Genomic DNA, 13,870 nt, shown 5'->3' with positions numbered 1-13,870 from the left:
GGTGGCATCGCCACCGGCCCTCCGTCGTTCGCGCTCAGCCTCTGAGCCCGCTGGAGAAGAGGCGCTTGGTCTGGTACCAGCGGCCCCACGCGATGAACACGAAGAGCACCAGCAGGATCAGCGGGGTGGCGACGGGGTAGTCGAGCACGGTGGCGTTGAAGATCGCCGCGCCGATCATGAGCAGGCTCAGGCCGATCGCGGCCAGGCCCGCCAGGCGCGGGACGAGCAGGCCGACGCCGCCGGCCAGTTCGAGGGCGCCGATGGCGTACATGAACCAATCGCCCCAGCCGATGAGGTCGAAGCCCACGGCCGCCGACTCGTGGCCGATGAGTTTCGGCCCGGCGGAGGCGACGATGAGGAACACCGCGAGCAGGACCTGGAGGACCCACAGGACGACGTTGAGGGCGCGTCCTCGAACGCGCTCGGTGGTGGCGGGAGCAGTGCTGTCGTTGAGGCTCATGGGCTCGCCCTTTCAGTGAGGCAGTGGGCTTGTACAGGTAGGACGAGGCCCGGCGCGGGGATTCATCGCCGCCCGGCCCCGATGTCGGTGGGGCTCGATAGGTTGGAGTGATGATCGATCGCAACCGCGTCAACCGCTACCGCATGCACGTCCAGCAGCTCGACCGCGAGCGCGGGAGCCTCGCCGACACCGCCGTCCTCGCTCTCGGGGTGCAGGACACCGGGCCCGACGGGGCGCTGTGGGCGCTCGCCGTGCGCGGCGTCGACGTCAAGGCGCTGGACATCGAAGCCGACCTGGTGTGGCTGTGGTCGCTGCGGGGCGCGCCGCACTGCTACCCGCGGTCCGACGTGGGCGCGGTGGCCGCGGCGGTCGCGCCGTGGTCGGACGCCGATGCCGCGAAGCGGATCTTCGACGCGGCGAGGCCGTTGAAGGCCGCGGGGATCCCGATCCTGGAGGCGCTGGACACCGTGGCGTCGCACATGGGCGAGATCGTCGCGGAGCCGATGGTCAAGGGCGAGATGTCGTCGCGATTGAGCGCGGCACTGCCGGAGCCTTTCTTGCGGTTCTGCCGCCCCTGCAACGCGATCCACACCTACGAGCAGCCGTTCCGCCTGGCGGCGGTGCGAGCCGGGCTGGAGCTGGAGCCGAAGACCTCGCCGCCGGTGCTGCGGCCGATCCCCGGGTTCGAGCGGGAAGAGAAGTATCCCGACCGCCTCGATCCGGTGCGCGCGTACCTGCACCTGTGCGGCCCGACCACGTTCAAGGCCGTGGCCGAGTACATCGACGCGCCGGTGAAGGAGGTCAAGGCGCACTGGCCCGAGGACGCGGTGGAGGTCGAAGTGGACGGCGAGCCGCGATGGATGCTGGCCGCCGACGAGGAGGCGCTGCGGTCGGCCGAGGCGTCGGGCACGCGACTGGTGGGCCCGTACGACCTGTTCCTCCAGGCGCGGGACCGGGCCACGCTGGTGGAGGACGAGACGAAGGCCAAGGCGCTGTGGCCGGTGCTCGGCAGGCCCGGTGCGGTGGTCGCCGACGGCGAGGTGGCCGGGTTGTGGCGGCCGCGCAAGTCCGGGAAGCGGTTCACGGTCGCGGTCGAGCCGTGGCGCGAGTTCGACGCGGCCCTGCGGAAGGCGGTGACGGTCGAGGCCGAGCGGCTCGCGGCCTTCCGCGGGGTCGAGCTCACCTCGCTGGAGGTGGCCTTATGGGTCAGTGCCTGCCGGTGGCGTTGAGGTTGTCCACGAACAGGCCGTAGTCGCCGAACGCGTCGTCGATCATGGCCGGGTCGAGGCCGTAGTGGACCATCGAGTACTCGTGGCCGCGCTGGTCGCGGGGCCGGTTGAGCGACTCTTCGAGGTTGCGTTCGTCGGCGTCGGTCCATTTGAGGTCGAGCTGTTCGAACAGGCCGGGCACGTAGGTGAACGGGTCGGCCATCATCGCGTGGTAGGCCACGTCCACGGTGGCCTCGCGGGGCATGCGGATGCGTTCGCGGCGGGCCCGCTCGATCATGTCGGGCAGGACCTGGAGCCAGGTGCGGCCGATCTCGTGCGGGTCGACGCTCTTGGGGTGGTTGTGCAGGTAGGCGAGGGATTCGGCCATCGAGCACATCGAGCCCATGACGGTGTGCGGGTCGCGGTGGGTCCACACGAACTTCGCGTCGGGGAACACGTCGTGGATCGCGGCGGTCTCGGCGAGGCAGTCGGGGTGCTTGAGCATCCACCGCGGCGAGGGCCTGCGGTACTGGAGGATCTGGAGCGCGTCGCGCACGAAGCGGTAGTCGGGGCGCGCGTCGTAGGTGCGCAGGAAGTCGAGGTAGTCGGGCATCGGGGCCATGGTGTTGTGCATGCGGCTCTGGTTGAGCAGGAAGTAGACCTCCTCGACCCAGTCGGCGCGCACGGGGTGGATGCGGCCCCACGAGGGGCTCAGGGTGAGGATCTGGTCGAGCCGGTGCTGGGTCTGGCGCCGCAGCCGGTCCTCCTCGTCCTCGGTCCGCTGGAGCCCGATGTTGTCCATCTCCCACATGTACGGCCCCCTCCCGCCCTGGGCGTTCGCGAGGATCTTGTGGGTCAGCGTGGTCGCGGTGCGCGGCAGTCCGATGACGAAGACCGGGGCCTCGATCCGCTCCTGCTTCACCTCCGGGTACCGGGCCTGGAGCCTGCGCACGTGGAACAGGTTGTTCAGCCGGACCTTGACCATGTCGTGCGCCGACAGCCAGCCGACTCCCGACAGGGTCTCGACGGAGGCGATGCGGTGCAGCAGGACGCGCAGGTGCTCGATCGAGCGCTCGTCCTCCTCGGTCAGCACCGCTCCGTCCAGGTTGGACGTCTGCGCGTCGAGGAACCGGTTGAAGACCTTGTCGGGATCGCGCCGGGCCCGCGCCGCGGGCGCGGTCAGCATGTTCACGAATCGGAGGCGGGCGGTGGTGCGGCGCATGAAGGGGTCCTCTCACCGTCGGCAATGGACGCCGATCTGAACGAAAGTCCTACGTACCGTAGCGCAGTTGTTTCAATCCGAAAAGCCCTCGCAGTCGCCTTCATTCCCTCTGGGCGATCCGCCCCACTCCGACCAGTATTCCCCACTCATTCCATAGGATTAGTCCACTTAGTGACGTCTCATATCCCGGTATCCGCGTCACTCGCCGGTCTGGCCGTCTATCGCTTCTCGGATGAGGTCGGCGTGGCCGTTGTGGCGGGCGTATTCCTCGATCATGTGGGTGAGGATCCAGCGGAGGTTGACGCGGCGGCCGTCCTTCCAGGCGTTGGCGGCGAGGCGGTCGAGGCCGCCGTCGGCGAGGGCTTCGGCGGTGAGGGCGCGGGCGGTGTCGACGCTGGTCTGCCACAGGGCGCGGAGCTCTTCGGGGGTATCGTCGGCGGCGGAGTTCCAGTCCCAGTCGCGGTCGGCGTCCCAGTCGACCGATTCCCACGGCTCGCCTTCGGGGCGGTCGAAGAGCCAGTGGGCGAACCAGTTGATCTCGACGAGCGCGAGGTGCTTCATCATGCCGCCGAGGGTCATGGTGGAGGCGGCGACGGTCCGGTCGAGGCCGTCGGCGTCGAGCCCGGCGGTCTTCCACGCGAAGGTCGCGCGCTGGAAGTCGAGGAAGCCGATGAGGGTGTCGGCTTCGCCTGCGGCCACCGGCGGTTCGGTGCGGCCCTGCTCGTCTACGAATGCTGCGTCGTTCATGCCCGCACCCTATCGAAGGCACACCACAAGATCCACCGAGAACGGCCGGTGCCCGCTCCCCCGGATCTGGGGAGCGGGCACCGAAGTCGACGCGCGGTTCGGCGAGTATTCGTCCTGAAAGGACGATTGTTCGCGGTCGGCCGAGACGATTGCAGTCTATGACCGGGGCCTTCGGCCGGTCAAGGAACGCGGGCCCGGACGGGGTTTTTCACCTGTTCAGCCGAGGTCCTGTCCCACCATCGGTCAGCGCGGCTGCCAACGGAACCGCTTCGCGGCCACCAGGGCCGAGACGGCGGCGACCGCGATCGCGCCCAGCAGCGGCGCGACGAGGGCACCGAACGCATCGGCACCGACGCCGTCCCAACCCGCCCGCGTCAGCGCGGCCGCGCCCGCTCCGGGGATCGCGTTGCGCAGCAGCGACATCGGGCCGCCTTCGGGGAGCATCGCCATGGTCGCGCCGAGGATGAGCACGAGGAGCCCGGGGAGCACGGTGATCTGCGCGGCCTCGGGGCTGCGGGTGAACGAGGCGGTGAGGAAGCCGAGCGCCACGGACGCGACGGCGCCGATCGCGAACGCGAGGACCAGCAGTTCGACGCGCGCCGGAGCCGCGCCGCTCTCCCAGGCGAGGTAGGCGAACACGATCGCGGTCTGCGCCAGCACGATCAGGACCAGCGGGCCCGACAGCCCCGCCACGATCGAGGCCGTCGAGGCCGGGGAGGTGCGCAGCCGCTGGAGGTAGCGCTGCTGGCGACGGGCCGTGAGCGTCATCGTCACGGTGGTGAACAGGCCGAACATCTGGAGCGTCGCCAGTTGCAGGGCGGCCAGCGCGCCGGTGGAGGCGGCGAGGTCGACCATGCCGCTGCGGGAGAGGAGGATCGCGAACACGAGCGGGAGGGCCGCGGCCGTGACCAGGACGGTGCGGTCGCGCAGGATCAGCCGGGTCTCGGCGGCGGCGAGGGTGAACGCGGTCATCGGAGGGCTCCTTGGCGGTCGAGTTCGGCGAAGACCTCGTCGAGGGTGGCGGGTCCGGCGTGCAGGTCGGCGAGCGTGACGCCGCGTTCGGCGGCCCAGTCGAGGAGGCGGTGGAGGTCGGCTTGGAGTTCGGTGGTGCGCACGGTGACCCGCCCGTCGGCGGTGGTCGCGGTGCCGGTGAGCGCGGGGAGGTCGAGCGGGTCGAAGGGCTCGGGGCGGGCGGTGATGCGCGCTTCGTGCCCGGCCGCGATCTCGGCCACGGTGCCGAAGCGGGCGATGCGGCCGCGGTCCATGATGGCCACGTGGTCGGCCAGTTCGGCGGCCTCGTCGAGGTAGTGGGTGGTGAGGACGACGGCGGTGCCGCGTTCGGTGAGCTCGCGCAGGAGCGTCCAGGTGTGGCGGCGCGAGGTGGGGTCCAATCCTGCGGTGGGTTCGTCGGCGAAGAGCACGGCCGGTTCGGTGGCCAGCGCGAGGGCCAGGTCGAGGCGGCGCTTCTCGCCGCCGGAGAGCGCCCCGACGCGGGTGGCGCCTCGGTGGGCGAGTTCGACGCGTTCGAGGAGCGCCTCGGTGCGGGAGGGGCGGCGGTGCAGGTCGGTCCACAGTCGCACGGTCTCGGCGGCGGTGAGGTCCTCGGCGAAGCCGGTCTCCTGGCCGATGACGGCCACGGTCCCGGCGAGGTCGCGGCGGTGGCGGTGCGGGTCGCGGTCGAGGACGGCGACGGTGCCCGCGGCGGGCCGACGCAGGCCCACCGCGGTCTCGATGGTGGTGGTCTTCCCGGCGCCGTTGGTGCCCAAGAGCGCGAAGAGCTCGCCTGGCATGACGGCGAAGGAGACGTCGTCGACGGCGGTGAAGGGACCGTAGCGGCAGGTGATGCCGCGGACGTCGACGGCGGGGAATCCGGTGCTGGTCATGGCTCCAGCTTGCGGCCCAGCGGGGGTCGCCCGGTAGTGCCGGAACCGCATCGGTCCAGGTGACGGGTGTGTGCGGGCGATCTGACAGTTGTCACATCGAGGGAAGGTGATTGAATCTCGGGGTGTCCTCTGACGATGAGTCCCATGCGCGGGGTCTGCGCCGACTGCGCCGCTATACGTTCTTCACGTTGATCGGCTCGGGCCCGTTGTCGCTGTTCATGTCTGCTTCGTTTCTCGCGTCGTCGGACATGGACCCCACGGTGCTGCCGCTCGCGGCCGGAGCGGTGGTCGGGTCGGTGGTGTTCTGCACCTCGGCGCTGGCGCTGCACTGGCACGGGGAGGGGATGTGGCGGCGGCGGATCTTCTGGGGCCTGGGCGCGGCGCTGCTGGTGGCCGGAGCGGCCGTCGAAGCGAGCACGCACCAGATCGGCGACGCGTGGGCGGCTCCGGCCGGACTCCTGGTCGCCGAGGTCACCCTGTGGGCGCCGCGCGGAAAACGGGCGCGGGCCCTGATGACCGGGTCGGCGTGCGCCGTCGCGCTCGTGGCGGTGCTGGCCTCGGCCGGGCTGATGGCGCGCGAATCGGTGCTCATGGCGATGGTCCTAGTGGCGGTGGTCGCGGCCACCCCGGTGTGCCAGTTGTGGCACTACCAAGTGGCCCTTGACCTCGAGGAGGCCCGCGGCCTGGCCGCGAAACTCGCCGTGGCCGAGGAGCGGCTGCGGTTCGCGGGCGAGCTGCACGACATCCAGGGCGGGAACCTCCAGGCGATCACGTTGAAGGCGCAGGTCGCCAGGCGGCTGCTCGACCGGGACCCGGGACGCGCCGCCGAGGAGATCCACGCGGTCGAAGAGCTCGCCCGCACCGCGCTGAAGGACACGCGGGAGGTCGTGGGCGGGTACCGCAAGGTCGCGCTGACCGACGAGATCGACTCCGCGGCGAGGATTCTCAAGTCCGCCGGGGTGCAGGCGACCGTCCCGGACGAGGCCCCGACGCTCGACGCCGACACCGAGAAGCTCCTCGGACTGCTCGTGCGCGAGGCCACCACGAACCTGATCCGGCACGCCGAGCCGACCGCCGCGAACGTGTCCATCGTGGAGGTCGACGCCCAGATCACCGTCACGGTCACCAACAACGGCGCGCCCGAGCCGACCGACGGCGGGCACGGCCTCTCGATGCTCGTCGAGCGCTTCGGCGAGGCGGGCGGGAAGGTCGAGCACGAGCACGACGGCGACCGGTTCGTCCTCAAGGGAACACTGCCGAAGGCACCGGCGCCGATGCAGCCGCTGCGGCCCCTGCGGATCGGGCCCCGGCCCAGGCGGGCGGTGCGCCGATGATCCGGCTCCTGGTCGCCGACGACGAGACGCTGGTGCGCGAAGCGCTCGCGGTCCTGCTCGGCCTCGAAGCCGACCTCACCGTGATCGCGCAGGCCGACAACGGGGCCGACGCGGTCGACCTGGCCGCCTCGCGGCTCCCCGACATCGCGGTGCTCGACCTGGAGATGCCCCCGCACGACGGCCTGTGGGCGGCCGAGCGCATCCGCGAGCGCACCCCCGGCGTCAAGCTGATGCTGGTCACCCGGCACGCCCGGCCCGGGGTGCTGCGCCGCGCGCTGGCCGCGGGCGTCTCCGGGTTCGTCCCGAAGACCACCCCGGCCGAGCGCCTCGCGCAGATCATCCGCGACATCGCCGCCGGGAAGCGCTACATCGACCCCGAGATCGCGGCGACGGCCCTCACCGAGGACCGGTCGCCGCTGACCGAACGCGAGCTCGAACTGCTCCGGGCGGCCCGGCGCGGCGGGACCGTCGAGGAACTCGCCGCCGAGCTGAACCTCGCGCCGGGGACCGTGCGCAACTACCTGTCGACCGCGATGCGCAAGCTGGACAAGAAGACCCGGCACGCCGCGGCGCAGCACGCCTGGGAGCAGGGCTGGATCTGACTCACGCCTCGATCGTGAACGACTCCAGATGGTCGAGCATCACGTACTGCGAGTCCGGGCTGACCTCGGCGAGCGTCCGCCCGAGCGCCTCGGCGCCGAACATGTCGATCGCCGGGTCGGTCAGCGGCTCCTCGTAGTCGTCCCAGTGCGTCGGGATGACGTACGGCGGGTAGCCGGTCGCGGCCATCATGCGCGGCTCGTAGTCCGGGTAGTGCGGGTTGGGGCCCTGCATGAACAGGACCGTGGGCCGCAGCCCGGCGATCTCGCGCTCGTGGAACGCCGGGGTGCCGTTGAAGAACAGCGACACCGACCCGAAGGTCACCAGGTAGGCGAGGCTGCCGCCTTCCACCAGGTCCCTGATCGTCTTGGGGCGCCCCGGGACCGGCCCGGGGAGCGTGCCCGGGAACAGCAGGTTCTTGTGCTTGCCGGAGACGCCGTGCGAGGAGCGGAAGACCTCCACGGTGTAGCCGTCGAACGAGTAGAGCTCGCCGCCGCCGACCTGCGAGAGCTGGCCTTCGGGAGTGTCCAAGGCGCGCAGGAGGTTCAGGTGCGTCTCGGTGCCCAGGACGGTCGCGCCGGTCTTCTCGGCGACGTACGGGACGTCGGCGATGTGGTCGAAGTGCGCGTGGGTGATGAGGATCGAGTCGGCCGCGCCGATGTGCTCGTCGATCGCGCTCTCGTCCACGGTGATCGGCGTGTCCGGGTTGAACTGGCCCTCCTTCGTGGCCCCGGTGTAGGTGCGGGAGACGTACGGGTCGATCAGGACGGTGGCCCCGTTCCCGGTCAGCTCCCAAGCGTTCGTGCCCAGCCAGCGGACGGTGACCTCAGAAGTCATGGCGCTCCAGGTGGTCGATGACGAGGAATTCGGAGTCGGGACTCGCGGCGGCGACCCGGTCGCGGATCGGGGCCCAGTCCGCGCCGACCACGGCCGGTTCGGTCAGGGGCTGGTCGAAGTCGTCCCAGTGGGTCGCGACCACGTACGGCGGGAAGCCGGTGGCCTCCAGCAGGCGCTCGACGTAGTCGGGCGTGTAGCCGCCGCCGGGCTGCATGAACAGGACCGTGGGCCGCAGCCCAGCGATCTCGCGCTCGTGGAAGCTCGCCGAACCGATGTTGAAGAACGAGACGCCGCCGAAGTCGAGCAGGAACGTGAGGCTGCCGCCTTCCACGAGGTCCTTGATCTTCTTGGGGCGCTTGGGGACGCTTCCGGGGCGGGTGCCGCCGAACAGGATGGTCTTGTGCTCGCCGCTGGCCGAATGCGAGGAGCGGAAGACCTCGACGGTGTAGCCGTCGAACTGGTACTTCTCGCCGCCCACGACCTGCGAGAGCTGGCCTTCAGGGGCGCCCATGGCGCGCAGCAGGTTCAGGTGGGTCTCGGTGCCGAGCACCGTCGCGCCGGTCTTCTCGGCGAGGTAGGGCACGTCGGCGATGTGGTCCCAGTGTCCGTGCGTCACCAGGATCGTGTCGGCCTTCGGCAGGTGCTCGTCGATGACGTCCTCGTACACCTCGATCCGGGTCTCGGGGTCGAAGCCGTCCTCGGTGTAGGCGCCGGTCGGGAAGCGGCTCACCCACGGGTCGATGAGCACTGTGGCGGTCTCGGTGGTGAACTCCCACGCGTTCGTGCCGAGCCAGCGCAGCGACACGGTCGATCCTGCGGCCTGCGCGGCCACGATGCCGCCGCCGGTGGCGGCTGCGGCCACGGCGGCCACGCCGGTGCCCTTGAGCAGGCCGCGGCGGCGCACGGCGGGTGTGGAGTCGTCGGTTCTGGTCATGCGGCACAGTCAAGCCCGGCCGGGCCGGGCTGTCCAATATCAACACGCGCATCGGGTGATACGGGCGTTGATATCGTTGCCGCGTGGACATCATGCGGCACTTGGAGTGTTTCCTGGCGGTAGGTGAAGAACGTCACTTCGGCCGGGCCGCCGAGCGCCTCGGCATGGAGCAGCCGCCGCTGAGCCAGCGCATCCGCCGCCTGGAGAAGGAACTCGGCGCGGACCTGTTCGACCGCACCGGCGGCCAGGTGCAGCTCACGCCCGCCGGGCACGTGCTCATGCGGGAGGCCCCGGGTCTGCTCAAGCAGCATCAAAGGATGCGGACCCTGGTGCTGCGCGCGGCGGCGGCCGACCCGGTCGACCCGCCGCGACCGTGGACCGAGATCTACTGACCGAGCCGCTCGGTCAGCGCGAGTGCGGCGCGGCTCATCGCGAGTTCGACTTCGCGCGCGTTGTCGCGGGTGAACTGCGCGAACACGGCGATCGCGTGCCTGCGCCCGTCGGGCCACTCCCAGACCGCGACCTCGCCCCGCCAGCCGGGCAGGGAGGCGGTGCGCCCGAAGACCTCGACTTCGCTGGGGGCCAGGCGCGAGAGCCTGCCGGTGAGCTGGCGGGACATCCATTCGCGGAGGTCGGCGGCGACCGGGGCGGGCCCGTGCCACGCGTGGCGCAGGAACGCGGTGAGGTCGGCGGGTGTGGACACGTTGGTGCGCATGGGGTCCCACGCGGAGGTGGCGCGCAGTTCGGCGTTGGAGACCGAGCCGGAGGCGAGCACGTGGGCGAGGGCTTCGAGGTCGGAGACGTCGAGGTCGCGGGCGACCGCTTCGAGGACGGTGCGCGGCGGCCCGAAGAGCCGGGTCCGCTCCAGGCCCAGCCGACTCGGCAGGCTCCGCAGCGCCCCGATGCCGATCCGCGAGGCGACGAGGTCGGCGGCGGTGCTGTCGGAGACCTCCATCATCAGGCGCGCGAGGTCCCACACGGCCACTTCGGCGTCGTACCTGAACCCGGCGGTCCCGGTCCCGCCGAGCCGGTCGGCGGCGGTGACCTTGACGGGCGTGCGCGGGTCGATGAGGCCTTCCTCGACCTGCGTCCGGAACTCCCATGCGATGAACAGCTTGACGACGGAGACGAGGATGACCGCCTCGTCCGCTCCGACGCCGATGCCGCGCCCGTCCGAGAGGTCCCGGATGTGCGCGAATCCTCTGGCCCCGAGCGGTTCGAAGTACTCCTCGATCATGCCCCGGTCCAAGTGGTGCGGGCGAGGACGTCCTCGGCGACCTCGCGGACGGTGCGGTCGTCGGTGGCGACCCGGTGGACCCAGTCGGGGGTCTTCCGGTCGAGGAACTCGGCGGCTCTGGCGCTGCGCTCGAGGTGCGATTCGAGTTCGGACCCGGTCTCGCGGGCGCCCAGGCGCGCCGTGGCGGTGGCGTCGGTGGCGGTGAGCAGGGCCCCGACCGCGGTCACGGGGCCGCCCATCGCGCCGGTGATCATGTCGGCTTCGAGGACGGCGACGGTGTTGCAGTACACGAGGCGGCGCTGCCCGACCTCGCGGTAGTTGGCCCAGACGGCGGCGAGGTTCCGGGCGGTGATCTGCGTCCGGTGCGGGTCGCCCTCGGGGGCGGGGTGCACGTGGTCGAGGAAGTCCCCTTCGATGAACGCGTGAGCGATCTCGCTCTGGCGCAGGAGGTTCGCGACTTCGTAGGCCACGGAGGACTTGCCGACGCCCGAGCGGCCGCCGATGAGCAGGACTTCGCAGGGCGGGATCGGTGCGGTGATGGCGGGCTCCTTCGGTCGGGGCTCGCAACGGTAGCTGAAATGGGGAGTGCGGGGCGGTGGCGGGCTCAGTAAGCTCGGCCCTTATGGATGAGGAACCGCCGCTGGTGCGCGAGGTCTACCCGGACCTGGTCGCGGAGCTGGCGCGCCTGCTCGCCGAGGCGGGCGAGCGGACGCTCGCGCGGGAGGTGCCGGACCTGCGGCTGTTCGCGTCGTGCGAGTGCGGGGACGACTTCTGCCAGTCCTTCCGGACCTCGGCCCACCCGCCGGGGACCCCGTACGGGCCGGGCCACCGGAACGTGGTGCTCGCCCCCGCTGAGGGCGAGCTCATCCTCGACGTGGTGTACGAGCGGATCGTGTACGTCGAAGTGCTCGACCGAGCGCCGCTCGTACCCGAAACGACCATATAGGATATATCCTATAGGATTCAGCGTCAGGCGACCGGGTCCATCGGGGCCAGCGGGCCGTTCTCGACGCCCTCCGCGATCGCGTTCGCGGCGGCCAGCGCGAAGTCCTGGCGCAGGCCTTCGGCCGCGCCCGGGGAGTGCTGGGTGATCGAGACGCCGCGCACGCGGATCGTGTAGACGCCGTCCTCGGGCTGGGGAACGGTAATCTGCTGGACGTTGTTGGTGACCCTCGTGGGCGTGCCGCCGTCCCAGTCGAGGACGTCGCCCGAGGGCGTCTCCAATTGCAGGTACAGGCCGTTGACGATGCCGCCGAGGCCTTCGAGCGCGGGCGCGTCGGTCCAGGCGAGCGTGATCTTCAGCGGCTGTTCGGGGTCGGCGGCCTCGATGCGGAAGGCGCGGATCTCGCCGGTGGCGACGGCGTGGCCGGGGGCGTCGGCGAAGCGGGTGCGGTGCGCGGGGCCGACCGTGCGGGCCACGTCGACGCGGCCGAAGCCGCTCACCGGGTTCGGGCCCTCGGGGACCTCGCCGGGGTACTGGCCGGGGATGGCGACCGAGCCGTTGACCAAGAGCGCCTTGAGGAGCGCCCCGGATGGGCGCCTTCCGTCCTCCAGGTGCCCGTGCTCGGCGAGGTGCTGGCGCACCAGCGCGGCCGCTCCGGCCACGAGCGGGGTGGCCATGCTCGTGCCGCCGCTCCAGCAGTAGTGCTCGCGCAGCGGGTGGCCTTCGGCCAGGCGACCCCAGAGCGGTTCGCCGCCGCCGGAGTAGACGGAGGTGAGCATCGAGAGGACGTTGGTTCCGGGGGCGACCACGTCGGGTTTGATCCGCAGGTCGTCGGTGGGGCCGCGCGAGGAGAACGCGGCCATGCCGTCGGGGTCGTCGGAGACGTGCCCGGCCTCGGCGAGCTTGGGGTAGGCGCTCCACTGGCTCCAGTTGCGGTCCAGGCCGGGCGCGGGGTCGGAGCCGGAGGGGCGGCGGTTCTCGGTGGCGCCCACGGTGAGGCAGTTCTTGGCGGTGCCGGGCGAGCCCATCGAGTCGGGGTCGATCTGGCCGTCGGCGTCGGCGTCCTCGCCGTCGTTGCCCGCCGCGAACAGCACGAGCATGTCGGGGTGGCTCCACGCGAACTCGTCGACGGCGCGGGCGTTCTGGCTGTACTCCCCCGCGAGCGGCGCGCCCCAGGAGTTGGTGTGGACGCGGGCCCCGGCGGCGTAGGCCTCGGCGAACAGCTCGACGATGTCGCCGGGGATGCCGTACAGGCCCGACGCCGGTGGCGGCCAGGGGAACGTGAACGGCTGGAGGCCCGCGGCGGCGAGCTCGGCGAGGGATTTCCAGCGGACCTTCTGGGCGATGGCCTGGAAGAACACCTCGGCGCCGGGCGCGATGCCGGAGGGGACGGGTTCGGCTCCTGCGGCACGGGCGGCGGCGCCGTCGCCGAGGACCGAGCCGGTGACGTGGGTGCCGTGCCCGGACTCGACGTCGGCGGGGCCGTCGTCGTGGCCGGGCCCGTCGTTGGTGAAGGGCCCCAGGACGCTGCGAGTGGGCCATGACGAGATCCCGGCGACGCGGCCGCGCACGTCGGGGTGCACGGTCTCGGGGTCGCCGTTGTCCAGGCCCGAGTCGGCCACGGCCACGATCTGGCCCGCGCCGGTGAGCGTGAGGCCCTCGAAGCGGTGGTCGGCGGGCACGCCCATGATCTCGGCGGCGCGGTCGTTGCTCGGCTGCGAGAACGCGTACGGCACGATCGCCTGCACGCCTTGGAGGTCGGCGAGGTCGGTGATGCGGTTGCGGGGCACGCTGGCCACGAGCGTGCGCGGCAGGAGGGTGAGGACGGTGCCGCCGTTATCGCGCAGGTGCGCGGCGAGCGCCTCGGTGTCCTCGCCGGGGAAGACGGCGACTTCGACCATGACCAGGCCGTCGTCGGTGAACGCGTCGGCGTCGACGGCGGCGAGGGAGGCCGCGTCGAGGTCGCGGCGGGGCGCGGGGTGGAGCTTCGGGGAGACCTTCATGGCGGGCCGGTAGGGGGTCACGTCCTCGACGCGCGGCAGGTCGCGGATCGCCTGCACGCGTTCGGGAAACGCGCCGACGAGCAGTGTGAACCCCGAGAGACTGCCGTGGATGTCGCCGCCCGCTTCGCTGACCTCGTCGAGCCAGGCCGCGGTGGGCGGGCCGACGAGCTTGACGAGGTAGTAGGCGGTGCGGCCGGGTTCGGGCGCGAGGGCCACGCGCTCTTGCGCGGTGAGCGCGGCGGCGAACGCGAAGGACGCGCCCGCGGTCTGGACGGGCTGCTCGGGCAGCGCGGCGGTCTCCAGGCCCGCGGCGGCGAGCTCGCCGGTCTGGTTCGCGGTCCCCGAGACCAGGAGCGTGTCGGGGTATTCGGCGAGGACTTCGGCGCCGGTGTCTTCGATGAGGTCGCGAACGGCGTCGCGCTCGTCGGCGCGCCGGAGGGTGACGAGGACTTTGGACATGGC

General features: G+C 71.5%; 15 protein-coding genes. 5 read left to right on the top strand and 10 right to left on the bottom strand.

The window, feature by feature from the left end; genetic code table 11:
• Positions 1–34 precede the first annotated feature (34 nt).
• The gene (locus AB0B28_RS17010; protein ID WP_360121820.1) at positions 35–460 is read right to left on the bottom strand and encodes a DoxX family protein; all 426 of its coding nucleotides are present in this window, start codon (positions 458–460) and stop codon (positions 35–37) included.
• Positions 461–570: 110 nt separating this feature from the next.
• Here AB0B28_RS17010 and AB0B28_RS17005 point away from each other — a divergent pair, with 110 nt between their 5' ends.
• Entirely contained in the window at positions 571–1,689 is a 1,119-nt protein-coding gene (locus AB0B28_RS17005; RefSeq protein ID WP_360121818.1) for a crosslink repair DNA glycosylase YcaQ family protein, read from the top strand.
• On the opposite strand, the gene AB0B28_RS17000 is transcribed toward AB0B28_RS17005, so the two are convergent.
• The 4 genes from AB0B28_RS17000 to AB0B28_RS16985 all read right to left on the bottom strand — a co-directional run bounded on the left by AB0B28_RS17000 (position 1,667) and on the right by AB0B28_RS16985 (position 5,520).
• On the bottom strand, positions 1,667–2,890 hold the full coding sequence (locus AB0B28_RS17000) for a sulfotransferase (RefSeq protein ID WP_360121816.1): 1,224 nt from the start codon (positions 2,888–2,890) through the stop codon (positions 1,667–1,669). The genes AB0B28_RS17005 and AB0B28_RS17000 overlap by 23 nt on opposite strands.
• Positions 2,891–3,088: 198 nt before the next feature.
• Entirely contained in the window at positions 3,089–3,637 is a 549-nt protein-coding gene (locus AB0B28_RS16995; protein ID WP_360121814.1) for a DinB family protein, read from the bottom strand.
• A gap of 243 nt (positions 3,638–3,880) precedes the next feature.
• Positions 3,881–4,609 (bottom strand): ABC transporter permease, encoded by a 729-nt coding sequence (locus tag AB0B28_RS16990; RefSeq protein WP_360121812.1) that lies wholly within the window; start codon positions 4,607–4,609, stop codon positions 3,881–3,883.
• Entirely contained in the window at positions 4,606–5,520 is a 915-nt protein-coding gene (locus tag AB0B28_RS16985; RefSeq protein ID WP_360121810.1) for an ABC transporter ATP-binding protein, read from the bottom strand. Before AB0B28_RS16985 ends, AB0B28_RS16990 begins: the two co-directional genes overlap by 4 nt.
• Positions 5,521–5,642: 122 nt before the next feature.
• Between AB0B28_RS16985 and AB0B28_RS16980 the strand changes: the two genes are divergently transcribed.
• Both AB0B28_RS16980 and AB0B28_RS16975 read left to right on the top strand, forming a co-directional pair.
• On the top strand, positions 5,643–6,854 hold the full coding sequence (locus AB0B28_RS16980; RefSeq protein ID WP_360121808.1) for a histidine kinase: 1,212 nt from the start codon (positions 5,643–5,645) through the stop codon (positions 6,852–6,854).
• Positions 6,851–7,456 carry a response regulator transcription factor gene (locus tag AB0B28_RS16975; protein ID WP_360121807.1) on the top strand — a complete coding sequence of 202 codons (606 nt, stop codon included), beginning with the start codon at positions 6,851–6,853 and terminating at the stop codon, positions 7,454–7,456. The genes AB0B28_RS16980 and AB0B28_RS16975 overlap by 4 nt, the downstream gene beginning before the upstream one ends.
• 1 nt (position 7,457) lies before the next feature.
• Here the strand turns inward: AB0B28_RS16975 and AB0B28_RS16970 are convergent, their stop codons facing one another.
• Both AB0B28_RS16970 and AB0B28_RS16965 read right to left on the bottom strand, forming a co-directional pair.
• Positions 7,458–8,291, bottom strand: a complete 834-nt coding sequence (locus tag AB0B28_RS16970) for an MBL fold metallo-hydrolase (protein ID WP_360121805.1) — start codon at positions 8,289–8,291, stop codon at positions 7,458–7,460.
• Positions 8,281–9,225, bottom strand: a complete 945-nt coding sequence (locus AB0B28_RS16965; protein WP_360121803.1) for an MBL fold metallo-hydrolase — start codon at positions 9,223–9,225, stop codon at positions 8,281–8,283. The genes AB0B28_RS16970 and AB0B28_RS16965 overlap by 11 nt, the downstream gene beginning before the upstream one ends.
• A gap of 92 nt (positions 9,226–9,317) precedes the next feature.
• Here AB0B28_RS16965 and AB0B28_RS16960 point away from each other — a divergent pair, with 92 nt between their 5' ends.
• Positions 9,318–9,617 (top strand): LysR family transcriptional regulator, encoded by a 300-nt coding sequence (locus AB0B28_RS16960; protein WP_360121968.1) that lies wholly within the window; start codon positions 9,318–9,320, stop codon positions 9,615–9,617.
• Here AB0B28_RS16960 and AB0B28_RS16955 read toward each other — a convergent pair.
• On the bottom strand, positions 9,611–10,462 hold the full coding sequence (locus AB0B28_RS16955; protein WP_360121801.1) for a serine hydrolase: 852 nt from the start codon (positions 10,460–10,462) through the stop codon (positions 9,611–9,613). The genes AB0B28_RS16960 and AB0B28_RS16955 overlap by 7 nt on opposite strands.
• Positions 10,459–10,932, bottom strand: coding sequence for a hypothetical protein (locus AB0B28_RS16950; RefSeq protein ID WP_360121799.1), 474 nt, complete (start codon positions 10,930–10,932; stop codon positions 10,459–10,461). Before AB0B28_RS16950 ends, AB0B28_RS16955 begins: the two co-directional genes overlap by 4 nt.
• A gap of 152 nt (positions 10,933–11,084) precedes the next feature.
• Here AB0B28_RS16950 and AB0B28_RS16945 point away from each other — a divergent pair, with 152 nt between their 5' ends.
• Positions 11,085–11,408: a hypothetical protein gene (locus AB0B28_RS16945; protein WP_360121797.1), complete on the top strand. Its 324-nt coding sequence runs from the start codon at positions 11,085–11,087 to the stop codon at positions 11,406–11,408.
• Positions 11,409–11,431: 23 nt separating this feature from the next.
• Here AB0B28_RS16945 and AB0B28_RS16940 read toward each other — a convergent pair whose 3' ends face one another.
• Entirely contained in the window at positions 11,432–13,867 is a 2,436-nt protein-coding gene (locus AB0B28_RS16940; RefSeq protein ID WP_360121795.1) for a S8 family serine peptidase, read from the bottom strand.
• Between the last annotated feature and the right edge of the window lie 3 nt (positions 13,868–13,870).

Origin of the sequence: Glycomyces sp. NPDC046736 (genome assembly GCF_040645615.1) — a bacterium.
GTDB lineage: Bacteria > Actinomycetota > Actinomycetes > Mycobacteriales > Micromonosporaceae > Glycomyces.
Note: the sequence above shows the minus strand (reverse complement) of the source record. Positions and strands in the feature narration are given on the sequence as shown.

Bases quoted from the DNA above. Each gene is read 5' to 3' on its own strand.
- AB0B28_RS16965 (WP_360121803.1), bottom strand. From the start codon at position 9,225: ATGACCAGAACCGACGACTCCACACCCGCCGTGCGCCGCCGCGGCCTG.
- AB0B28_RS16940 (WP_360121795.1), bottom strand. From the start codon at position 13,867: ATGTCCAAAGTCCTCGTCACCCTCCGGCGCGCCGACGAGCGCGACGCC.
- AB0B28_RS17005 (WP_360121818.1), top strand. From the start codon at position 571: ATGATCGATCGCAACCGCGTCAACCGCTACCGCATGCACGTCCAGCAG.
- AB0B28_RS16960 (WP_360121968.1), top strand. From the start codon at position 9,318: ATGCGGCACTTGGAGTGTTTCCTGGCGGTAGGTGAAGAACGTCACTTC.
- AB0B28_RS16975 (WP_360121807.1), top strand. From the start codon at position 6,851: ATGATCCGGCTCCTGGTCGCCGACGACGAGACGCTGGTGCGCGAAGCG.
- AB0B28_RS16955 (WP_360121801.1), bottom strand. From the start codon at position 10,462: ATGATCGAGGAGTACTTCGAACCGCTCGGGGCCAGAGGATTCGCGCAC.
- AB0B28_RS16985 (WP_360121810.1), bottom strand. From the start codon at position 5,520: ATGACCAGCACCGGATTCCCCGCCGTCGACGTCCGCGGCATCACCTGC.
- AB0B28_RS16990 (WP_360121812.1), bottom strand. From the start codon at position 4,609: ATGACCGCGTTCACCCTCGCCGCCGCCGAGACCCGGCTGATCCTGCGC.
- AB0B28_RS17010 (WP_360121820.1), bottom strand. From the start codon at position 460: ATGAGCCTCAACGACAGCACTGCTCCCGCCACCACCGAGCGCGTTCGA.
- AB0B28_RS17000 (WP_360121816.1), bottom strand. From the start codon at position 2,890: ATGCGCCGCACCACCGCCCGCCTCCGATTCGTGAACATGCTGACCGCG.
- AB0B28_RS16995 (WP_360121814.1), bottom strand. From the start codon at position 3,637: ATGAACGACGCAGCATTCGTAGACGAGCAGGGCCGCACCGAACCGCCG.
- AB0B28_RS16945 (WP_360121797.1), top strand. From the start codon at position 11,085: ATGGATGAGGAACCGCCGCTGGTGCGCGAGGTCTACCCGGACCTGGTC.
- AB0B28_RS16970 (WP_360121805.1), bottom strand. From the start codon at position 8,291: ATGACTTCTGAGGTCACCGTCCGCTGGCTGGGCACGAACGCTTGGGAG.